Origin of the sequence: Streptomyces sp. NPDC014623, from assembly GCF_043088245.1 — a bacterium.
GTDB lineage: Bacteria > Actinomycetota > Actinomycetes > Streptomycetales > Streptomycetaceae > Streptomyces.
The window spans coordinates 52,402-73,260 of record NZ_JBIBZU010000007.1; the positions used below are offsets into that span (position 1 = coordinate 52,402).

The 20,859-nt window shown below is 70.2% G+C and carries 21 protein-coding genes and 1 pseudogene; 9 read left to right on the top strand and 13 right to left on the bottom strand.

The window, feature by feature from the left end; translation table 11 throughout:
• Positions 1-218: 218 nt before the first annotated feature.
• From ACF1FZ_RS13845 to ACF1FZ_RS13870, 6 genes and pseudogenes are all read right to left on the bottom strand, one after another.
• A pseudogene (locus tag ACF1FZ_RS13845) lies at positions 219-911 on the bottom strand (ATP-grasp domain-containing protein); the annotation flags it as partial.
• A complete protein-coding gene (locus ACF1FZ_RS13850) occupies positions 857-2,311 on the bottom strand; it encodes a family 43 glycosylhydrolase (RefSeq protein ID WP_391773590.1) in 1,455 nt (484 codons plus the stop codon). The gene ACF1FZ_RS13850 and the pseudogene ACF1FZ_RS13845, both read right to left, overlap by 55 nt.
• Positions 2,293-3,264 carry an arabinan endo-1,5-alpha-L-arabinosidase gene (locus ACF1FZ_RS13855; protein WP_391773591.1) on the bottom strand — a complete coding sequence of 324 codons (972 nt, stop codon included), beginning with the start codon at positions 3,262-3,264 and terminating at the stop codon, positions 2,293-2,295. Before ACF1FZ_RS13855 ends, ACF1FZ_RS13850 begins: the two co-directional genes overlap by 19 nt.
• Before the next feature lie 785 nt (positions 3,265-4,049).
• A complete protein-coding gene (locus tag ACF1FZ_RS13860; protein WP_391773592.1) occupies positions 4,050-4,259 on the bottom strand; it encodes a DUF6243 family protein in 210 nt (69 codons plus the stop codon).
• 350 nt (positions 4,260-4,609) lie between these two features.
• A complete protein-coding gene (locus ACF1FZ_RS13865; RefSeq protein ID WP_391773593.1) occupies positions 4,610-5,833 on the bottom strand; it encodes a cytochrome P450 in 1,224 nt (407 codons plus the stop codon).
• On the bottom strand, positions 5,830-7,116 hold the full coding sequence (locus tag ACF1FZ_RS13870) for a cytochrome P450 (protein WP_391773594.1): 1,287 nt from the start codon (positions 7,114-7,116) through the stop codon (positions 5,830-5,832). The genes ACF1FZ_RS13865 and ACF1FZ_RS13870 overlap by 4 nt, the downstream gene beginning before the upstream one ends.
• 163 nt (positions 7,117-7,279) lie before the next feature.
• Between ACF1FZ_RS13870 and ACF1FZ_RS13875 the strand changes: the two genes are divergently transcribed.
• Positions 7,280-7,603, top strand: coding sequence for a hypothetical protein (locus ACF1FZ_RS13875; RefSeq protein WP_391773595.1), 324 nt, complete (start codon positions 7,280-7,282; stop codon positions 7,601-7,603).
• A gap of 587 nt (positions 7,604-8,190) precedes the next feature.
• A complete protein-coding gene (locus tag ACF1FZ_RS13880) occupies positions 8,191-10,155 on the top strand; it encodes a family 43 glycosylhydrolase (protein WP_391773596.1) in 1,965 nt (654 codons plus the stop codon).
• Positions 10,156-10,582: 427 nt separating this feature from the next.
• On the opposite strand, the gene ACF1FZ_RS13885 is transcribed toward ACF1FZ_RS13880, so the two are convergent.
• Together ACF1FZ_RS13885 and ACF1FZ_RS13890 are read right to left on the bottom strand one after the other, a co-directional pair.
• Complete coding sequence (locus ACF1FZ_RS13885; RefSeq protein WP_391773597.1) at positions 10,583-11,275, bottom strand: hypothetical protein; 693 nt, start codon at positions 11,273-11,275, stop codon at positions 10,583-10,585.
• 147 nt (positions 11,276-11,422) lie between these two features.
• Positions 11,423-12,052 carry a proteophosphoglycan 5 gene (locus ACF1FZ_RS13890; protein ID WP_391773598.1) on the bottom strand — a complete coding sequence of 210 codons (630 nt, stop codon included), beginning with the start codon at positions 12,050-12,052 and terminating at the stop codon, positions 11,423-11,425.
• A gap of 184 nt (positions 12,053-12,236) precedes the next feature.
• Between ACF1FZ_RS13890 and ACF1FZ_RS13895 the strand changes: the two genes are divergently transcribed.
• The 3 genes from ACF1FZ_RS13895 to ACF1FZ_RS13905 all read left to right on the top strand — a co-directional run bounded on the left by ACF1FZ_RS13895 (position 12,237) and on the right by ACF1FZ_RS13905 (position 14,613).
• Positions 12,237-12,503 (top strand): hypothetical protein, encoded by a 267-nt coding sequence (locus tag ACF1FZ_RS13895; protein WP_391773599.1) that lies wholly within the window; start codon positions 12,237-12,239, stop codon positions 12,501-12,503.
• Positions 12,504-12,666: 163 nt separating this feature from the next.
• The gene (locus tag ACF1FZ_RS13900) at positions 12,667-14,337 is read left to right on the top strand and encodes a DUF262 domain-containing protein (RefSeq protein WP_391773600.1); all 1,671 of its coding nucleotides are present in this window, start codon (positions 12,667-12,669) and stop codon (positions 14,335-14,337) included.
• A 108-nt stretch (positions 14,338-14,445) separates the two neighbouring features.
• Positions 14,446-14,613, top strand: coding sequence for a hypothetical protein (locus tag ACF1FZ_RS13905; protein WP_391773601.1), 168 nt, complete (start codon positions 14,446-14,448; stop codon positions 14,611-14,613).
• Positions 14,614-14,629: 16 nt separating this feature from the next.
• On the opposite strand, the gene ACF1FZ_RS13910 is transcribed toward ACF1FZ_RS13905, so the two are convergent.
• Positions 14,630-14,827, bottom strand: a complete 198-nt coding sequence (locus tag ACF1FZ_RS13910; protein ID WP_391773602.1) for a DUF397 domain-containing protein — start codon at positions 14,825-14,827, stop codon at positions 14,630-14,632.
• The gene (locus ACF1FZ_RS13915; RefSeq protein WP_391773603.1) at positions 14,824-15,702 is read right to left on the bottom strand and encodes a helix-turn-helix domain-containing protein; all 879 of its coding nucleotides are present in this window, start codon (positions 15,700-15,702) and stop codon (positions 14,824-14,826) included. The genes ACF1FZ_RS13910 and ACF1FZ_RS13915 overlap by 4 nt, the downstream gene beginning before the upstream one ends.
• Before the next feature lie 311 nt (positions 15,703-16,013).
• Here ACF1FZ_RS13915 and ACF1FZ_RS13920 point away from each other — a divergent pair, with 311 nt between their 5' ends.
• Positions 16,014-16,313, top strand: a complete 300-nt coding sequence (locus tag ACF1FZ_RS13920; RefSeq protein ID WP_391773604.1) for an NIPSNAP family protein — start codon at positions 16,014-16,016, stop codon at positions 16,311-16,313.
• 608 nt (positions 16,314-16,921) lie between these two features.
• Here ACF1FZ_RS13920 and ACF1FZ_RS13925 read toward each other — a convergent pair.
• Positions 16,922-17,302, bottom strand: coding sequence for a hypothetical protein (locus tag ACF1FZ_RS13925; protein ID WP_391773605.1), 381 nt, complete (start codon positions 17,300-17,302; stop codon positions 16,922-16,924).
• 69 nt (positions 17,303-17,371) lie between these two features.
• On the opposite strand from ACF1FZ_RS13925, the gene ACF1FZ_RS13930 reads away from it, so the two are divergent.
• The 3 genes from ACF1FZ_RS13930 (at position 17,372) to ACF1FZ_RS13940 (ending at position 18,923) form a co-directional block, all read left to right on the top strand.
• Positions 17,372-17,764: a helix-turn-helix domain-containing protein gene (locus ACF1FZ_RS13930; RefSeq protein ID WP_391773606.1), complete on the top strand. Its 393-nt coding sequence runs from the start codon at positions 17,372-17,374 to the stop codon at positions 17,762-17,764.
• A gap of 86 nt (positions 17,765-17,850) precedes the next feature.
• The gene (locus ACF1FZ_RS13935; RefSeq protein WP_391773607.1) at positions 17,851-18,261 is read left to right on the top strand and encodes a VOC family protein; all 411 of its coding nucleotides are present in this window, start codon (positions 17,851-17,853) and stop codon (positions 18,259-18,261) included.
• Between the two features lie 182 nt (positions 18,262-18,443).
• Positions 18,444-18,923 (top strand): ATP-binding protein, encoded by a 480-nt coding sequence (locus tag ACF1FZ_RS13940; RefSeq protein WP_391773608.1) that lies wholly within the window; start codon positions 18,444-18,446, stop codon positions 18,921-18,923.
• A gap of 49 nt (positions 18,924-18,972) precedes the next feature.
• Here the strand turns inward: ACF1FZ_RS13940 and ACF1FZ_RS13945 are convergent, their stop codons facing one another.
• The gene (locus tag ACF1FZ_RS13945; RefSeq protein ID WP_391773609.1) at positions 18,973-20,109 is read right to left on the bottom strand and encodes an adenylate cyclase regulatory domain-containing protein; all 1,137 of its coding nucleotides are present in this window, start codon (positions 20,107-20,109) and stop codon (positions 18,973-18,975) included.
• Entirely contained in the window at positions 20,106-20,555 is a 450-nt protein-coding gene (locus ACF1FZ_RS13950; protein WP_391773610.1) for a universal stress protein, read from the bottom strand. The genes ACF1FZ_RS13945 and ACF1FZ_RS13950 overlap by 4 nt, the downstream gene beginning before the upstream one ends.
• Between the last annotated feature and the right edge of the window lie 304 nt (positions 20,556-20,859).

Here is a 20,859-nt window from a genome sequence, read left to right on the forward strand (position 1 = left end):
GCGTCATGGCCGCCGGAACCGTGCGTCCCGTGCCCCGACCGATGCTCCGGGCCCCGCCGAGCGGAGCACCACGTCCAGGGCACGGGCCGGATCGGCGGCGTACACGTTGCTGAACCGGGCCATGTTCGCCTCGGCCACCGCCCCTCCGCCGCGTCGCGCTCCCCGCGCATCAGCCCGACGTCCAGCCCCACCCCGCTGGGCAGGGTCTCCCCGCACGCCCCGGTCAGCCGCCGGACGAAGTCGCGCACCGCGGCCCCGTCCGGATGGCCGGCCAGAGGCGCGGCGTCGAGCCTGCCGAAGGTGGCGTACTGCGAACCGGTGCGTATCTCTCCGTCCAGCAGATGGAGCCGGAACTCCCTTGCTCAGTCGACCACTTCGCTGATCTGGACGAGTGACCCGTCCCCGAGGCCCGCAGAGGCGCGAAGGGCGTCACCGTCCGCGTGCACAGCGGCGGGGAAGCTCTTGCCGGTGGGCGGCTTCACGAAGAGCGGGCCCGGTGCGCGGTGGGCCTCGTCGAGCGGCACGCACCGGATGCGACGGCCGGTGAAGGCGTACGGCAGCGAGTCCAGCCAGCGGCCGGCCGTTCGAGGAGTGCGGCACCGAGGTTGCGGGCAGCCGAATCGGCGAAGTGCGGACCGCCGTAGCAATGCGTCCGGACGCCGGGCGGTGGCGGCACGGGGAAGCCGTCGCGCGGCAGGGCGATCACGTCCACGCCACGCTCTCGGGCCGCACCGGCCAGCAGGGCTGCCGTGGCGGAACGGTGCGGTGCGAGGGCGGGCAGGTACGCCATGCCGCCGCGGCTCACGGACTCGGAGGCCCGTGAGCCGCGGCGGACCTGGACCGGGCCAGGGGGCGGTCAGGTGACCGGGACGAGCTTGAACTGCTGGCAGTGGTTGTCCAGCCACGTCCACTGCCGTACGTCGGCGCCGTCGGCCGCCGAGCAGTCCGCCACGTCGGCGACCTTCCCGGTGGCCTGGCTGACGATGCGCACCCAGCCTCCGGCCTCGGTGGTGACGAAGCGGAAGCGCTGGCAGGTGTTGTCGAGCCACGACCACTGACGGAGGTCCGCCCCGTCGGCCGCGGAGCAGTCCGCCGTGTCGAGCACCTTGCCCGTGGCGGCGTTGACCAGCCTGCTCGTGTCGTCGCCCCGGTCCTCGACGCGCCATCGCTGCTTCGTGCTGCCGTCGCACCTCCACTGCTGGACATTCGCGCCGTCGGCGGTCGACGCACCACTGACGTCGAGACACTTCCCCGTGGCCCGGCTGACCACGGTGTACGCGGCCGGGGTCGCCGCCGTCTCGCCGGACGGTCCGGGCAGTGTCGTGCCCAGGGCGACAGGGGTGCCGAGGTTCGGGGTGCCGTCGGAGTTCCAGCTGAACCTCTGCGCGCGCGCCGTACGCCCGTTGTCGCAGCCGTCGGTCGCCGAGTCGTTGGCGTGGTAGACGATCCAGTTCTCCGTGCCGTCGGGCGAGGTGAAGAAGCCGTTGTGCCCCGGCCCGTAGACCCCGGCGGCGTTGTTCCGCTGGAAGACCGGGGTCGATCTCTTCGTCCAGGAGGACGCGGACAGCGGGTCGGACCCGGTCAGCGTGAGCTGGCCCAGCTTGTAGTCGGGCGTCCAGCAGCCGCTGGCGGAGTAGACGACGAACGTCTTCCCGCCCCGCTGGAGCACCTCGGCCCCCTCGTTGACCGCGCCTCCGGACTTCTCCCAGTCGTGGGTGGGCCTCGAGATCGTCGAGAACGGCCCGCTGAGCGTGTACGGGTTCGACATCGGCGCGATGACGAGATTCTGCGTACCGCCGCCGCTCGCGCTGCCCAGCAGGTACATGGACCCGTTGACCGTGAGCACGCTCGGGTCCAGCATCCAGGTGCCGCCCAGCTGGTTCCTGTACGTGTAGGGGCCCGTCGGATCCGGGCCCGCGCTCTGCAGCACGTGCACCCGCTGCGTGGGGTTGTAGTCGGTGATGCCCTGCCCGGCCACGTAGTACAGGTACCAGCGGCCGCCCGAGTAGTGCAGTTCGGGCGCCCAGATGTTGCAGCAGCGCGAGGCGGCGTCGCCCTGCCACACCTGCACGCCGGGCGCGGTGGAGAGACCGGCCAGCGTCGGTGACTTCCGCATGGTGATGACGTCGGTCCAGCTCGTGGACACCAGGTAGTAGTGGCCGTCGTGGTACGAGATCCAGGGGTCGGCGCCCTTCTGGGCCTTGACCGGGTTGGTGTAGGGGCGGCCCTCGGCTGCCGACGCGGACGTCGGCTGCCCCAGGGCGAGCGCCAGCAGCAGGGCGCTCAGCAGGGTCAGTAGGCGACGGGCCATCCGCTGCTCCAGTTCAGGAGGTTGACACCGAGCTTCGGAGTTCCGTTGTCCTGTCCGTCGTAGTAGTGGTAGACGAGCAGGTCGCCGTCGGAGTCCGCCAGGATCGACTGGCCGCCGGGGCCGACGTAGCGGCCGTGCGACTCCATGACGGGCGTGCCGCCGTTGCTCAGCATGCTGACGCCGTTGCGGTCCTTGTACGGCCCGGTGACACTGGTCGCCCTGCCCACCTTGATCTTGTACGTCGAGCTGGTCCCGGCGCAGCAGGTGTCGTACGAGGCGAAGAGGTAGTAGTAGCCGTTGCGCTTCACGATGGAGGGCGCCTCGACCGCCTTGGTCCCGGTGGGCCGGGAGGCGAGCGAGCGGCGGGTGGTGTCCCCGGCGTGCTGCTTGCCGGTCGACGGGTCGATCCGGATCATCTTGATCCCGGTCCACCAGGAGCCGAAGGACAGCCACCACTTCCCGTCGTCGTCCACGAACAGGTTGGGGTCGATGGCGTTGTAGTCGCTCGACGAGCTGGACGTGTAGACGATCCCGTAGTCGCTCCAGCTGCCGGCCTGGCCGGTGGTGGAGGCCGCCAGGCCGATGGCCGACGTGTTCGATCCGAAGGACGAGACGGCGTAGTACATCAGGTACTTGCCGTTGCGGTACGAGATGTCGGGGGCCCAGGGGTCGGATGCCGAGGAGTAGTTCTTCCACCAGCCCGGCTTGGTGGTGAAGGCGTTCCCGGAGCGGCCGAAGGCGGTGCGGTCGGTGGAGGTGCGGAGCTGGAGACCTTCACCGGTCGAGTAGAGCAGGTACTGGCCGGACGGGCTGCGGACCATGCTGGGGTCGTGGACGACGATGTCGCCGTTGACGACGCCCGGGTTGGGATAGGCGGACGCGCTGCCCGGCAGGAGGGCCAGCAGCAGTGCGGCGGGGACGACGGCGAGGGTCCTTCTCAGGGTTCGACGCATGGAGCGGCTTCCTTCGGTCGTGGGTCGGGGAACGGTCGGGCGGCCGGGATCCGGGCGTCCGGCCCGGGGTGTACAGGCGGTGCCGGGTCGGGCGTTCGCCCGGGATGCACTCGGACAGTTGCCACGGAGGATGAGGAGGTTGCCATGCACCTGACATTGAGTCGTTCGATATACCGAATGACGATCGACTGTGCGGATGGGACCGTAAGGTCGAATGGACCGTGCGTCAACGGATCGCGCACACTTCGTCCCCTGTGGACGCCGAAGAGCGTGCGGCGTCCGGAATGCCGAACCGAAGGCCGTCTCCGCACAGTGGGGGTCCTGACGGCTTCGGCGGTTCACCGGGGCGGCCGGGGCGCCGCCCCGGCCATGGACGACGACCGGGTGCAGCGGTCGGCTGTTTCCGCCACGGGCGGCCGGGCAGCCCGGGCCGACGCCCGTGAGCTGCGGTGCGGCCGGGCGGACAACTGCAAGCTGACGCGCGCCGGACGGGCTTGCCGCTGTGCCGATCGCACACCGCGGGGGCGAGTCGCCGAGCAGCCGACGAGTGCCGGCCCGACGGTGGCGGCCGCAGTGTTCTCAGGCAGATGACGCCGAGGGCTCGCAGATCTCGCGTCCACGGCTGCCCCGGGTGGCCGGCCGAGACGTGGGTGGCCGGCCGGGAGCTGAGCGGGACGGGCCGCGCCTGGTACGGCAGCAGATCCCCGATACGCCGGCAGGGCCCGGACCCGCGCATCGCGGCCCAGGCCCTGTTCCCCCGTGCGGTGGCGCCCTGCGGCGGCGCGTCAGTTCTGTGCGGTGTCGTCGCCCGTCTGCCCGGCGCTCTCGGCCGCGCCTGCCTTCTCGCGCATCTTGCGCACCAGCTCCGCCTTCTGGTCGGCCGCGCCCTGGCGGTCGAGGTTGCGGTGCGGCCCGTTGTTCTGCCGTTCGGCGCGGGACAGCTTCTTGCGCTGACCGCCGCCCATGCCCACGGGGTTGTTGATGTTCTTGCTCATGGGTTCTCCCGGAATGATGTGAAGTGATCTACGGATTCATGGTGGGGACGGGCCCGGCAACGTCGAAGGACCTCAGCGGGGGCCCGTCACTCCCACTCGCACATCGGCGTCTGGGAGAACATGGCCAAGACGTTACCCGGTTCCGTGGGCCCCGGCCACCAGGCCTTTCACCGCCCCGGCCCCTGCCGGGCCTTCGCCGAGCGCCCGGACCAGCCGTTCCCTTCCAGGCCCCCCAGCACCGCCGGCACCCGACGACGGCCGCCGCGGACGTCGTTCGTGGTCGCGAGCGCACCGACGGCACCGGCGCCCTTCCGTCCGCGCCGCCCCCCGCAACACTCCCCGATGGCGCCTCAGCCGTGCAGGAGCACGGGAAACGCCTCCATGTCGTTCTGCGTCATGACCGGCAGCTTGCGGATCTCTTCGTCGGCGATCGCGAGTCTCAGATCGGGGAAGCGCCCGAACAGTGCCGGCAGCGCGATGCCGGCCTCGACGCGGGACAGCGCGGCACCGGGGCAGATGTGGGGGCCGTGGCCGAAGGCCATGTGCCGGATCGGCGTCGGGCGGGTGATGTCGAAGGCGGCGGCGCCGTCCCCGTGCTGGGTGACGTCGCGGCCGATGGCCCGGTAGGAGATCACCACGCCCTCCCCCTCGGCTATCACCTGGTCACCGACCTGGATGTCCTCGGTGGCGAACCGCATCAGCAGGTGTGTGGTGGGCGTGTCCCAGCGCAGGGTCTCCTCGATCACCGTCTCCCACGGGACCTCCCCGCCCAGCACCTTGCGCAGCTGGCCGGGATGGGCGAGCAGTGCGCGTACGGCGTTGAGGATGAGCCCGATCGTGGTCTCGTGGCCTGCGGCCACCATCGCCTTGAGGTTGCCGACCACCTCCTCCTCCGTGAGCGGTTCCCCGCCCTCCTCCGCGAGGATCAGCGCACTGGTGAGGTCGTCGGTGGGGTGCGCGGCCTTCTCCCGCACGAACTCGGCGTAGAAGAGGTCGAGTTCGTCCAGCAGCGCCAGTCGCTCCTCCTGCGGGGTGAGCATCGAGAAGAAGGCCTTGTACTGCCGGGTCAGCATGGGGTGCAGGGCTTCGTCCACCCCCATCAGCAGCCCGACCACCTTCATCGGGAGCGGCTGGGCGAACACGGCCTTGAGGTCGACGGCCCCGTCCTTGCCCTGCTCGGCGAGCGCGTCCAACAGCTCCTCGGTGAATTCCTCGATGGCCGGGCGGATCGCCTCGAGTCGGCGGGGGGTGAGGGCCTGGGAGGTCTTCGTCCGCAGCCGGCGGTGCTCCTCGCCGTCCACGGTGAACATGGAGCGTCCGGCGTCGATCATGCCGATCAGCGGCCAGGCGTGGGTGACCTCCCCGCTCCGCCAGAGTCCCCAGGCGTCCAGGTCTTTCACCAGCCGGGCGTCGACGAGGAGCTGGCGGGCCTCGGCGTGCCGTGTGACGGTCCAGGCGGGGACCCCGAGGAGATCGACGCGCGCGAGCGGGGCTGAAGTCCGTAGCTGTTCGGTCTCACCGTCGAGGTCCTGGACCATGGGGTCGATGACCACGGTCGCGTGCGGGCAGTTCACAGCGGGTCTCCTGTCGTCTGTACGGGGGTGAACCGGACGGGAAGCGCGTTCGTCCCCCGCAGGAAGGCGGACGGCCGCCTGACGAGATCCTCGGCGGGGACGGCGAGTTCGAGGTCGGGGAGCCGGTCGAGGATGACCTCGATCGCGGTACGGGCGATGACCTCCGCGATCTCCTGCGCCGGGAAGGGGCAACGGTACTCACCGTGGCTGAAAGCCAGGTGCGCCCCGTTGCCCGCGTGCTGCCCCGCTCCGCCGGATATCGCCTCCTGGCGTATCAGCGGGTCGGTGTTGGCCGCGCCCAGTCCGAGCAGGAGCATGTCCCCGGCGCGGATCGTCCGGCCGCCGAGCTGCGTGTCACGGGCCGCCCAGCGGCCGGCGAGGATCTGGGTCGGGCTCTCCTCCCAGAGGACCTCGTTCATCGCGTCGCCGACACTGCGGTGCCCGCCGGCGAGGGAGTCGGCGAACTGGTCCTCCGTGAGCATCAGCCGCAGGGAGTTGCTGATCCAGTCGGCGGTGGTGAGGTGCCCGGCCGCGGTGACGGCCATGAGGTCGAGAGCGTACTCCTCGTCCGTGAAGGGCTCGGGATCGGCGAGCATCCGGGAGGTGATGTCGTCGCCGGGGCTTGCGCGCTTGGCCGCCACCAGCCGCTGCATGTGCTCACCGAACCGGCCGTACGCCCCCTGGGCGCCGGGCCCGCCGTCAGCGAGGTCCTTCAGTACCCGGGCGATGTCCGCGCCCTCCGCGTCGGGGAAGCCGACGAGGCGTGCGAGGACGAGCACGGGCAGGGGCTCGGCGAATTCGGCGACGAGGTCCGCGGCGCCCCGGGCGCAGATGCCGTCGACGAGCCGGTCGGCCAGCTGCTCGCAGTGCCCCCGGGTCTCGAAGGGGTCCGCGGCCTCCAGTGCGGGCACCACCAGCTCGGAATGCCGCCGGTGCTCGGCGCCCGCGGTGAAGTAGATGGACGGCATCGGGCGTCCGACCATGGGGAGCAGTGGCCAGTCCTCGGGTATGTGCTCCCACTGGTTCCACAGTCCGACGTCCCTCGGGAAGAGCTCGCCGTCGCCGGTGACCTGGCGGAGCTCGCGGTATCCGACGACCAGCCAGGCCGGGAAGCCGCCGGGGAGCTCCACGGGCACGACGGGGCCGTAGGAGTGGCGCATGGTCCGGTACAGGGCCTGCGGATCGGTCTGGAAGGCGGGTCCGCCGAGCGGCACGGGGGCGGTGGCGCGGTGGGCGGGGCAGCCGCCGGAGGCGGGCGCGCCGGATAAGGAGGGGTTCGTCATCGTACGGGCTCCTGGGAGACGGCTTCGCGCGTTGCGGCCATACGATCAACGCGGCACCACTATAGGGAGGTTGAGTGAAGCTATGGGGAGTGCTCTCCGGGGTCCGGATCGGCTGCCGGAGCCGAGCCCGCCTGCCGGGCCGGCACACCGGCATGCCCACTCCGTGAGTCCGGATCGTGATGACGAGCCCGTCTTCATACGCTCCAGGCGGGGGACGACCCGGTACGTCTACCACCCGAACAACCCGGTCGGCCTCGCTCTCATCATCGGATCGCTGCTGTTCGCCGGTGGGGTCGTGTACTCCCTCCACGACAGCGGCTCGTGGAGCGAGGGCGAACTCCACGACACCGTTCACTCCGCCGTCCGGACCCTGGACCGCAGCGCGCAGACGATCGGCTCCTGGACAGGTGGTCACAAGGAGCTGATCCGGGACGCGGTCGAGGAGAGCGACGAGGGCCCCTCGTTCGGCGGGGTGAGCGTCTCGTAGGCCTGCCACCGTTACGACCGGGACGCGCCCGCGGCGGTCGACCGTTTCGAGGTCACCGCCGGGGACGCCGAGACGGTGCACTGCCTGAGCGTGGCGCCGCACGAGCCCGCATCCGCCCTGTCGAGGGTCGAGGTGTCTCTCCACGTCTCCCTCGAGGAGGGCCGCTGCTGACCGGTCGGGCGCGAACGCTCCGCCCGGCCGGCTCCGGCCCGCGCCCGGCCCTCCGCCGGGAACACGGACCGGACGACAGCCAGGGCGCCCTCGACGGGCGGAGGCGTCCGACGCACCCGCCGCGGGGGCCCGCGCCGTCGTGAACGAGGGGGTGGACAGAGCGCCGCGCCCGTGTTGTCATGCTCCACGTCGTCGGAATTTCCAACGTAGTACAAAGTGCCGTTCCCCGTGACATCCACCCCCGCCGGCCGACCCGCCTCGCAGGTGCCGGTCGCCTCGACGCCCTCCTTCCGACGCCTGGAAGCCCGCCCTCGCAACATCCGGGCGGCAACCGGCTCCTCCTGTGACCCTGCCCATGGCGTTGCCGGGCACCTTGCCCGACAACGTTGTCGCACACGAGAAAGGCCTCACGTCCCATGGCGCGCAGAATCCGCAGACTCTCCCTCGTCCTGGCCGCCGCCGCCCTGCTGGCCGGGTTCACGTCCCCGTCCGCCGACGCCGATCGCCCGCCCGCACGGACGACCGGCGACCGCACGGCCGGTGCATCGCCCGGGACTACGGCCGAGGCGGGCAACCCGCTCGTCGACGGGTGGTACGCCGATCCGGACGTCGCGATCTACGGCGACCGTTACTGGATCTTCCCGACCACCTCCCGCAGTTACAGCCAGCAGACCTTCATGGACGCGTTCTCCTCGACGGACATGGTGACGTGGACCAAGCACTCCAAGGTGCTGGACATCGCCGACGTGCCGTGGGCCAAGTACGCGCTCTGGGCTCCCGCGCCGGTCTTCCGCGACGGCAAGTACTACCTCTACTTCGCCGCCAACGACATCCAGAGCGACTCCGAGCACGGCGGGATCGGCGTCGCCGTGGCCGACCGCCCGGAGGGCCCGTACAAGGACGCCATCGGCGGCCCGCTCGTCTCCCGGTTCCACAACGGCGCCCAGCCGATCGACCAGGACGTCTTCATCGACGACGACGGCCAGGCGTACATGTACTACGGCGGGTGGGGGCACGCGAACGTCGTCAAGCTCAATCCGGACATGACCAGCCTCGGCACCTTCGCCGACGGATCGACCTACAAGGAGATCACCCCGGAGAACTACGTCGAGGGCTCCTTCATGTTCAAGCGCGGCGGCACGTACTACATGATGTGGTCCGAAGGCGGCTGGACCGGACCGGACTACTCGGTGTCGTACGCGATGTCGGACTCACCGACCGGGCCGTTCAAGAAGATCGACAAGGTGCTGGCCCAGGACCCGGCCGTCGCCCGCGGCTCCGGGCACAACTCGGTGGTCAACGTGCCGGGCACCGACATCTGGTACATCGTCTACCACCGGCGGCCGTTGAGCGAGACCGACGGCAACCACCGGGCCCTGGCCTACGACCGGATCCACTTCAACGAGGACGGCACGATCCGGCCGGTCACCATGAAGGTCAAGGACAACTTCGACGACGGCAACTCGGTCGGCTGGCGCACGTACGGCGACGCCGACTGGGTCCCCGAGCGCGGAGCGTACTCCGCCACGTCCTCCTCGGGCGGTCTCTCGCTCCAGGACACCAACTTCTCGGATCTGGTCTACGAGGCCGACGTGACCCTGCGGCACGGCCGCAGCGAGTCCGGACTCGCCTTCCGTGTCACGCGGCCGGGAACCGGTGCCGAGGGCTTCCACGGCTATTACGCCGATCTCACCGCGAAGGGCCTGGTCCTCGGAAAGGCGACGGGTGACGGGCGGACGCCACTGGCGACGGCCCGGCTGGCGGGAGCGGCCGGCAAGACCCACCGGGTGAAGGTCGAGGCGATCGGGCCGTCCCTCAAGGTCTACGTCGACGACATGGCGAAGCCGAAGATCAGCACGACGGACACGGCCTTCGCATCCGGCTCCAACGGCCTGCACACCACCGGGCTCTCCCCGAAGACCGGCGCAGCGGCACCGGGCAAGCCGCTCGCGCGCTTCGACAACGTCTCGGTCCGCTCCAACGTGTTCGGTTTCGAGGCCGCCGGCGCCCCGAACCGGTTCATCCGGCACGCATGGAGCCGCGGCCGGGTGGATCCCGACGTCACGCCGTACGCCGACATGCAGTGGAAGGTGGTCCCCGGCCTGGCGGACCCGTCGGCGGTGTCACTGGAGTCGGTCAACTTCCCCGGCACCTTCCTGCGGCAGCGGGACGGGGAAGTGTGGATCGACACGCGCACCGACGACGCCGGCTTCCGCGCGGACGCCACGTGGCGACGGGTGCCCGGACTCTCGGACCGGTCCTTGGCATCGTTCGAGTCCTACGGCACGCCGGGCACCTACCTGCGGCACCGGGACGCACTGCTGTACGCCGAGCGCGTCAGCGCGGCGGACCGGCCGGACGCCACCTTCCGGGCCTGGTGACCTGAGGAGTCGGGTCCGGCCGGCCGGGCCCGAAGCCGAGAGACGCGCCGGCCTGTGCCCGCGAGGCGTTCGCTCACGCCCTGCGGGCACAGGCCGGCGCCGCCACAGACCGAGCACTGTGCGCGGGCAGGGAAGACGCAGGCGCAGGACCATCCGCAGGGTGGCCGCGCCGGCCGACCGTGCGAACCGCCGGGAGCTCGCCCTCGAGACCCGGGAGCCCGGCCGAACGGCGCGAGCGGATACGCCGGTCGCAGAGCGGCCCGCTGCCGGACGGTCCGTCGCATCCGCGCCTGGCCACCCTGTGCGGGCGCCCGGCGCATCCGACCACCTGCCGGCCGATCGAATGCGTGCCGTCCGACGCGCCATACCGGGCGCATCGGCTCGCCGCGCGGTCCGCGCCCCTCCCCCGGCGCCCGAAGCCCTCCGGCTACGGGCGCGCGGCAGCCGGTCCGGTCTCCGCACGGCACCCTCGTACCCGCCCCGGCGGAAGCCTGTGGACGGTCAGCAACAGCCCGGCGTTCAGGACCACTTCCCCGGCGTTGCCGAGCACGGGCACCTGTGCGGCCGCCCCGGAGACCGCCACCATCACGGCTGAGGTGAGCGCCAGCCAGGGGAACCCGGTGCACCGCCACAGCACGATCCCGGTGGAGAGGACCACCAGTCCGGTGATGATCGCCGGCAGGGGACCCACCGGTGACGCCGCGTCGTTCACGTAGCGCAGGGTGTCCGCCCATCGCTCCGCACGCAGTGACAGGCCGAGGACGTCGTGGAGCACGCCCGCGGCGACCAGGAGTACCGTCAGGCCGACGGCAGCCCCACGCACCCACTTCCGCCGCGCCCGGCGCAGCCCCGCGTGCTCCGCCACCGACAGCGACCAGAGCACCAGCAGGGGCGTCAGCAGGGCGTGCGCCACGAAGCGGGGGATGCTCATCGCCTCCAGCAGGGGCCCGGGTCCCGTCAGACTCCCCACAGCGATCACGCCGTTGTCCCAGACCAGCGCGGAGCACACGAGGGCCGGCACGGCGGTCGGCAGACCCGGTGTCGCACGCCAGTGCCGCCCCGCGGCCACCGCCAGGCACAACTGCGAGGCCGCCAGCACGGCGAACACCACCGAGATCACTCGAAGCTCCCCTCGTACCGCTCAATGTATTTCAATGATCAAGATACTTGATGCGGTACGAACTGCGGGACGGAGGGCAGCGGGCCGCCGAGCAGCGCATCAGGGTGGAGCCGAGAGGTGACCTGTCGGCTGTTCACCTCTGCCCGGTCATCCCGCGTGGAACGCGCGGGCCGCCGCCGCCCCGGCCTCCGTGTCCCAGGCGGCGGAGGGGATGAGGGCGGTCAGCAGTGCGGCATCGACCTCGGCGTCTGCGGCGATCAGCGCGTCGGCCGACTCGCGGGACGGCTCGCCCACGGCCGGGTCCTGCACGTGACGGACGGTGGTGAGGATGGCCTCCCGGGTCCGGTCGGTGCTGAGCGGGGGCAGCCCCACGCTCGTGAACCCGTCGTCGAGGTCGTACTCGGCGCGATGCCACGTGCTGCCGTCGAAGCCGTACACGAAGCCGAGGAAGAGCTCCGCGTCCCGGACCCGGCGGACGGGCGGCTCCCACCACTCGGGCGCACCGGCCAGCAGGTCGGTCTCCTTCTCCTCGAAGAAGTCGGACGCCTCGGCGTAGAACGTCTCGGAGTCGTTCCGGTCCTGCCCGAGCAGCACCGCGCGCCCCTCGTCGAGATGGTGCAGGTCGGCCCAGCTGCCGTGCCCGTCGTCGTAATGCCAGAGCGGCCAGAGCGCCTGGCACCGCTCGCCGTGCCCGGAGGCGGCCTGCACGGCGGCGAGGGCGGCCCAACGCCCTCGCAACGCCATCGGATCGGGAAGGTCGAGCTGCACCAGGGCCACGGCCGGCTCCTCACGGTGGTCGAGTGACGGGTCGGACGTCTGGTGCCCGGAAAACGGAGTTCGTCACGCGCCACGGGCCTGCCCGCAGGGAGGTGCACGGGCCATCCGCACGGGACGTGGACCACCATGCGGTTGTCCGCGAATTCGATGTCTCAACACCCGAACACGGGGTACTGGGTTGAGCATGGCTCTCGTGAAGCGTGTTGCTCTTGCTCCTCGTGCGGTGCGGCAGCTGAGGCGCGTCCGCTCGGTGTATGTGGCGGGGATGCTGCTGTCCGCCTTCGTCCTGCTCTCCTACGACGATTCGGCTGCGGGAGGCAGGCAGACCATGATCGCGGGTGTCTTCCTCGTGGTGTTCGCCGCGCTGCTCACGCTGACGGCGGTACAACTGTGGCGGCACGGGCGGACCAAGCACTGCAGTACGGCGAAGAAGCTCACCCCACTGGCCTGACCTCCGCCCTGTCCGGCCGACTGCCGGCTGCCCGATGTGCTGGGCGGTGCGCCGTCTGCGTGCCGGCCCCGCTCGGCGTGGACGGCACACGGTCGGCCTGTGGGTCCCTCGTCTTCTTCCACTTCGCTGCGGAGCATGCCGACGGTGCGGAATGATGAAGATCATGGCTCAGCTCGAAGCGCGCGAAGTGCCGCTGCACAAAGTCTTCTGCAGTGACTACGACTTCAGGATCCCGGATTACCAGCGTCCCTACGCATGGCAGCCCGAACAGGCTCAGCAGCTCCTCGCGGACCTCGAGGAAGCTCTCCTGAGAGGCGACGGGGAGCCCTATTTCCTCGGCTCACTGGTGCTCGTCAAGGACAGTCGCACCGCCGAGGCCGACGTCATCGACGGCCAGCAGCGTCTGACCACCTTGACCATCTTGCTGGCCGTTCTGCGTGATCTGGCCCAGCAGGCCGACGTGGTGACCAATCTGGTCGCCATGATCTCCGAGCCCGGCAACACGGTTCTGGGACTGAAGGCCAAGCCCCGGCTCACTCTGCGACCTCGGGACGCCGACTTCTTCCACCAGCACATCCAGACCGCCGGTTCCATCAAGACGCTCCTGGAGCTGAACCCGCACAACCTCAGGACGGACGCGCAGAGGGCTGTTCAGGCGAATACACAGGCCCTGCACACCACCCTGGCCTCCTGGAGCGACGAGCAGCGTCTCTCGTTGTGCAAGCTGATGGGAGTCCAGACCTTCCTCGTCGCGGTCAGTACCCCTGATCTGGACAGTGCCCACCGGATCTTCAGCGTCATGAACTCCCGGGGTCTGGACCTGTCACCTGCCGACATCTTCAAGGCCCAGATCATCGGGGAGATCGACGAGGAGGTCTCGGAGACTTACGCCAGGCGGTGGGAGGACGCCGAGGAGAGCCTCGGCCGTGAGGACTTCTCCGACCTCTTCCTCCACATCCGCATGATCTTCTCCGGCGAGCGGGCACGGCAGGAACTGCTCAAGGAGTTCCAGAGCCAGGTCCTGGTCCACTACAAGGGCGGACGGGCCAAGGAGTTCGTGGACCAGGTGCTGGTCCCCTACGCCGAGGCGTCCGCAGTGATCCGGGACAGGGCGTACGCGGCCGGAGACGGGTCGGACCAGGTCAACCTGTGGTTCCGCAGACTGCTGCAGCTGGACAACAACGACTGGTGGCCCGCCGCGCTCTGGGCACTCCGGTCCCACGGAGACGATCCGTTGTGGCTGGGGGCGTTCCTCCGGCTGCTGGAGCGCCTCGCTGCGAGCATGTTCGTCCGACGCGTCTACACCACTCCGCGCGTTTTCCGATTCGCCGAACTCCTGAAGGAGTTGAACGCCGGCAAGGGCCTCGAAGCACCGGCCCTCCAGCTGACGGAGACCGAGCGGGACGAGACACTGCGTCGACTCGACGGCGAGGTCTATCACGAGTTGAGGACACGCCGGTACATCCTGCTACGGCTCGACGAGCTGGTCGCCGAGGACGACATCGTGGCCACCTACGATGCCCCACGCATCACGGTCGAGCACGTGCTCCCCCAGAACCCCGGTCCGGAATCGCAATGGCACGCGGACTTCACCGCGAACGAACGCGCGTTGTGGACACACCGACTGGCCAACCTGGTGCTACTCAGTCGTGCGAAGAACTCACAGGTACAGAACCTCGACTTCACCGTCAAGAAGGAGCGCTACCTGAAGCGGGGCGTCGTCACCTTCCCCCTCACCACGCAGGTGCTGGGGCAGGATACCTGGACCCCGGAACATCTGGAGAAGCGACAGGCGGAACTACTGGGCCTGCTCGCCCGGGAATGGCGCCTGTAACTGCCCGCTACGGGTGCGGTTCCTGCGGTGTTCCGTCACCGACCGGGTTATTGGGTTCCAGTCCACCCACCTGGCTTCCACCGTCCCGAAGAGGCGCATGGAAGCCAGGTGCTCGGCAAGGTCTTCGACCGGTCCTTCGCCGACAACATCGAGGCGACCGCCGGCATAGGGCGCCTGTACTTCGACTCCCACAAAAACATCGGGTCCACCCTGGGCCGCAGCGCACGCCGGGCCGCTTGGCGGGCGACCCGCCGCGAGGAGAACGTGGACGAGTAGCCCTCACGTAAGTAACTCAGTTTACGGCCAGCCCCAGGAAGCCCATCCACGCCCTCGTACCGACGGTCAACATCGGGCCGTCGAGCTGCTTCGAGTCACGTACGTGCACCGCACCAGGTGACTCAGCCACCTCAACGCATTGCCCGCCCTCAGCACCGCTGTAGCTGCTCTTCGACCAGAGGAGTGCCGACTCAGGGGTCCTTGCGGTGTTCATAGCTCTCCCAGCAACTTCTCGACAAATCCCAGGGTCTCTCGCGGAGTGAGAGCCTGACTCCGGATGATTCCATAGCGTGCTGCGGCAAGCTGGGTCTCGTCTCGTTTCGTCAGCAGGTGGCTGCGTCCCTGAACCTCCATGTAGACGAACTGCTCGCCACCCTTGCGCGTGATTACGGTGTATGGGCCGTCCACTCCCGCATTGTCCTCACGATCCAGCGGCATCAGCTGTAGCTCCACATTGCGCAGGGCACCGAACAGAAGAAGTTGCTCAAGTTGCCCACGCATGACCGCCTTGCCACCAAGCCGCTTCCGCAGGGCTCCTTCTTCCATCACGAAGCTGAGCAGTGGCGCGGGCCAACGGCTGAGGATTTCCTGCCGTGCAAGGCGGGCGGCTACCCGCATCTCGATCGTCTCCTCACCGAGGAGTGGCCGGCGCATTCCGAGCACCGCTCGCATGTACTCCTCGGTTTGCAACAACCCGTTCACGATGTGGCTGTCGAACGCGCACAGCTCAACCGCCTCGGCCTCCAAGCGCGCCATGTCCCGGAAGAACGCCGGATACTGCGACCGCGCCAACTCCTCCTTCAGCGCCACCAGCAACCCACCGGCGTCCAGCACCCGGTCCGCCTTGTCGATGAACTCCGGCTGCGGGATCCGTCGCCCCTGCTCGAACGACGCGACGGACTGCGCCGCGTACCCCACCCGCTTCCCGAACTCCACCCGGTCCAGCCCCGCCCGCACCCGCAGCAGCTTCAACTGCCGCCCGAACGCGACCGCCACGCCGTTCTCCGACTTGCCCTCCGGCTGGGCGCCCGGCGAGAGCTCCGCGCCCTCCCCCGCACCCACGCCCGCATCCATCTCGCCCTGCGTCATCCGCCCCGTCCGTCCCCGCACGTACACGCCCCACGTCCGTCGCGCCCAACCGTCACACAACAGACAGCTCTCCGTGGCCCAGCCGTCAGGGCCACATCACCCGCGTCCGCGGCCCCCTGACCGCAGCGCCCGCCTTGGCGCGTCCCGCTCGGGCACCGTAATCACCTGCTCTTACGCCTGCACAACGTTCACAGGTGGTTCCCTCCAAAGAGTGGGTACGAGCGAGCCGAACGCCCAACCATTCCCGTCATCTGTGGAACACACAGCCTCTGCAGTGGCGCACATCGTCGACCCGCGAGAGGACGCCCCTCATGGCCAAGACCACCCAGCTCCGCACCTACACCGTCCGTGACGGCCTGCTGGACGAGTGGATGCAGCGGTGGAAGGCCGACATCCTGCCGCTGCGGCTGGAGTCGGGGTTCACAGTCGGCGGTGCCTGGGTCGACCGGGAGCACAATCAGTTCGTCTGGCTGATCTCCTACGAAGGCCCGGAGACGTTCGCGGAGCGCAACGCGATGTACTGGGACTCACCCGCCCGCAAGGCGATAAATCTGGATCCGGACGACTACCTCGTCAGCACCGACGAGCGGACGGTGGAGGAGTGGTACTGAGCCGACGCGCCAGCCAGGCGATGCGTCCGGAGACACCGGCCCTTCCCGCTCGCAGCCGGTCAGCGGGGGGCGGCAACGAACTGGGACGTCGCTGCTCCAGGGGGTGGCCGCCGGGACAGCGGAAAGGCCGATGGTGAACGTCACCCGGTCGAGTCCGGAGGCGTCGTAGTCCGGCTTCACAACGGAGGCCGTGAAGCCGAGCCCGGTGTGAAATGCCCGCGACGTGGTGTTCTCCGAGCTGGTGATGCGGTGCACGTAACGGCGCGCGTACGACCGACCGGGCGAGCGCGAAGAAGGCCCGATCGATCATCCGTGCGGTCTGTCATTCCGAGTGAGGTGCCTCGCGAGCACGGGAAGACCCGGCGCTCAGGACTCGAGTGCCGAGCTTCGAGTGTCGGGGTGGGGGCGTCCACTCGTTGGGGAGACGTTCCCGCGGGCTGGACCCGGCACTTGAGCTCCGGGATCCGAAGCCCGGGACGCGAGCTCCGGGATAGCACCCTAAGGGCCGTCCTTCGCGCACCCGCGTCCTCACGCCCGTACACGAAGGCCCGCCCCGGCTACGGCAAACGAACCGCACCAGGCCAACACACGCCCCATACGGACAGGCCTCAGAGGCTGCCCAGCTCGGCTGCGAGGTCCGGATCGCGCATGCCGGGGAAGGCGTACCCATCGGTCCCGTCCCACGGGACGTCGAGGCCGTCCATGTGCACGCGCCACTCAGCTCCTGACAGCGCACGACGCAACTCGGTGACCGAGGCCAGCACGTGGTCGAGTACCGGCAGCACCCGCCCGGGATCGAGCGGCATCTTGGTGGAACCGGCAACGACCTCGTCCGGTCGGCTGTCATCACTGTCGTACAGGTACAGGCTTTCCTGGCCCTCGTACGGGAAGGACGCCATGCGGGCGGCGACGACACGCTCGACAGCTGCTGTCTCGGCATCCGTCAGCGGCGTGGCCCGGCTCGCGCAGTAGGAGAGAGAGACGCTCATGTCCCGAGCGTACTGAGGGGGTACGACAGAGCCGTCCGCCACCGCGTCGCCCTGTGGTGGGATGGTGCCGTGAGCCGCACCGTCGAAGAGACCAACCGCCGCATGCTCCGGGCACGGGACGCGATGGACCGTGCGTACGCGCAGCCGCTGGACGTGCCGGCGCTGGCCCGGATCGCCCACGTCTCCCCGGCGCACTTCGCCCGTACCTTCCGGGCCACGTTCGGCGAGACTCCGCACCGCTACCTGCAGCGCCGCCGTGTCGAGCGGGCGATGTTCCTGCTGCGGGAGACCGGCCGCAGTGTCACGGACATCTGTTACGAGGTCGGCTTCGGCAGCACCGGTACCTTCAGCCGGACCTTCCGCGACATCGTCGGCCGGTCGCCGAGGACGTACCGCAAGGAGACGTCGGCCCTGGACGTACCCACGTGCTTCACGAAGGCGTGGACGCGGCCGCGTGCCTGAGCGCCCTCTGCTGCCTGTCGGCACCCGCCGCCGGCCGAGCAGTTTTGGATAAGTATCCGCCGATCCCGCCGACTAGCGTGGTGCACATGTTCAACGCCATCACACACTCACAGATCTACGTCCTCGACCAGGACGAAGCCCTCGACTTCTACGTCGGCAAACTGGGCCTGGAGGTCAGCGCCGACGTCGACATGGGCTTCATGCGCTGGCTCACCGTCAGTGTCCCCGGCCACCCGGACCGCCAGGTCCTGCTGGAGAAGCCCGGCCCTCCGGCGATGTCCGAGGAGACGGCCGAGCAGGTCCGTGAACTGCTGGCCAAGGGCGCGCTGGGCGCCGCGCTCATCCTCACCACGGATGACTGCCGCAAGACGTACGAGACGCTCCTGGCCCGGGGCGTGGAGTTCACCGACGAGCCGACGGAGCGCCCGTACGGGATCGACTGCGGTCTTCGCGACCCCTTCGGCAACCACCTCCGCTTCACTCAGCCGAAAAGCTGAGGACCGAGGGCGGGGGCCCGGGCGGCAGTGGCGGTCCGCCACCGGCTCCCGTCGTCCCCGCCCCGGACGGGCCGCCGCCCGCTGCCCCTCCCGCGTACAGACCGGCGCGCGCCACGTACACACACCTCGCGACAGCGCGTCACCCCTGGTCACGTTCAGCCACGATGCGTCAGCGTTGAGGCATGACCAGCAAGCAGCCACCCCTGCCACCTCTTCCCGTGCGTCCCGCACGCAGTGCTCACCCCCGTTTCCCCTGGCACCACTTCACGATGCGGTTCAGCTCGACGCCGCGCGGCGTCCGCCTCGCCCGGCGTCCGGCCGGTGAGCGGCTCGGCACATGGGGCGTCCCGTACGGGAGCGAGGCGCACGCCGAGCTGACGCTGATCGTCGCGGAGCTGTGCGCCAACGCCGTACACCACGGCCGCGTGCCCGGCCGGGACTTCCGCCTCCGCCTCTCCGCCGAGGGCCCGGCGATCCGCGTGGAGGTCACAGACACCCGGGGGGAACGCCTCCCCGCCCCGGCCGGAACACCACCGGCCGACCAGGACACAGGCCGCGGCCTGCTCCTGGTCGCCGCCCTCGCCGACCGCTGGGGCTGGTACCCGTGCACGGACGGCCCGGGCAAGACGGTGTGGGCGGTGCTGCAGCTGCACCCGGCGTAGCCGAGCCCTTGTCGCCGCATACGGAGCACGACACCCCAGGCGATCCGCGTCAGCCGGCCCGTTTACCGCTCCGCGCGCCCCTGCCGGGTCCGGCCGGCCGCAGCAGCACCGGACGCAGCCTGCTGTATCCGCGCACCGACACCGGGCGGAGCGCCTTGAGTTCGTATGCCGCTGTACCCGCCAGTTCGCCGGCGAACGCCGTGTCGGCCAGCACGGTGCCGGGGCGGGCCACCGCGGTGAGCCGGGCCGCGATGTTCACCACCGCCCCGTAGACGTCGCCGAAGCGGTTGAGGACGGCCCCGTGGGCCAACCCGGTCCGCACCTGTGGCAGCTTCTGTTCCGCCTCGGCGCGGGCGGCGAGTTCCAGGGCGATGCCGGCGGCCGCGGACGCCGACTCGCACACGAAGAGCACCTCGTCGCCGATGGTCTTCACCACCCGGCCCCGGCCGTCGGCGACCACGTCGCCGGTCAGGCTCTCGAACCGGTCGAGCACGCCGACGAGTTCGGCGTTGCCCAGTCCACGGGTCATCCGCGTGTAACCGACCATGTCGGTGAACCCCACCGCCAGGTCGCGGACATCCGCACCCCCGCCGGGTGGCACCGGCCCACCCGCCGCCGCACCTTCCAGCTCGCCCTTCCCCGGCCCCGGGCGTGGCCCCCGCGCCGGCCCGAGCGCCTTCTCCTCCGCCTCGGCGAGCGCCCGTTCGGTGTACGCCGCGAGATGCCGGCGCCACACGTGCCGCTGCACCAGCTCCATCTCCGGCAGCAGCGTCGCGGCGTGCCCCATCACCTCCCCACCGTCCAGCAGGGCGCCCGAGTCGCGGTTCATCCAGGTCCAAAGGGTGTGCACCTGCCATTCGGCGAGGCGGGAGAGATGATGCCCCAGGGCGCGCGCCATCATCGCCTCGCTCTCCGCGGTGATGAGCCCGGCTTCGATGAGCCGCTCCCCCGCACGCAGCGCCTCGACGTCGGCGTCGGTGAACACCCGTGCGTCGTCGTCGACCACCGGGAACCCGAGCGCCCGCCAGATCTGCACAGTGCGCTCGGGCCCCACCCCGGCCCGCTCGACGATGTCCCGCCTCGTCCAGGTGCGGCCGCCGCCGAGCAGCACCTCCTCGACGGTCCGCCGCAGTTCGTCGACACCGGACGGGGCGGCCGGTCCCTCCGCCGGCCCTGCCGCACTCATGTGGTGTGCACGATCAGCACGTCGAGGCCTGCTTTTCTGGCGACGTCCGCGGGTACGGAGCCGAGGATGCGTCCGGCGAGCGAGCGCAGCCCCCGGTTCCCGACGACCAGGAGATCGGCCGAGCATTCCCGGGCGACCCGTACGAGTGCGTCCACCGGCTCGTCCTGCACCGCGACCGACCGCACGTTCACCACACCCTGCGCACGAGCCCGGTCCCTGGCGATCCGCAGGGTTTCCTCGGCGGGCGCCGAACCCACCACTTGATAGGCCTCCGCCTTTAACTGATCTTTCGCCAGAGCGAGTTCGGGTCCGCGCATGGGCGCATACGCACAGGCGATCACGAGCTCGGCCCCGCAGGCGGCGGCGAGTCGAGCCGCCTGCTCGACCGCCGCGAACGACGATTTCGAGCCGTCCGTACCGACCATGACCGTTCGATAGGCCGCCAAGGCAATCTCCTTACTGAGAAGTAAACTTACCGTTCAGTAAAATAGGCCGGGGTGCGCACGCCGGGCAAGAGGCGGGACGCACGCCCCGGGGACCGCCACCGCGATACGCACCCCCGCACCCCCGCACCCCCGCACCCGGGGCCAGGTAGCACGTGTCGCAACGGGACGGGCCGAGCGAGCTCTCCGCGAGGGCCGGGGGCGGCGGACCCGCGGCCGTCCGGACCGCACGGCCGGCGCCGTCCGGCCCCGATCACGGGCGCCCCGGAGAGGGTGCGGCGGAAAGAGCCGCACCTCGGGATGAAAC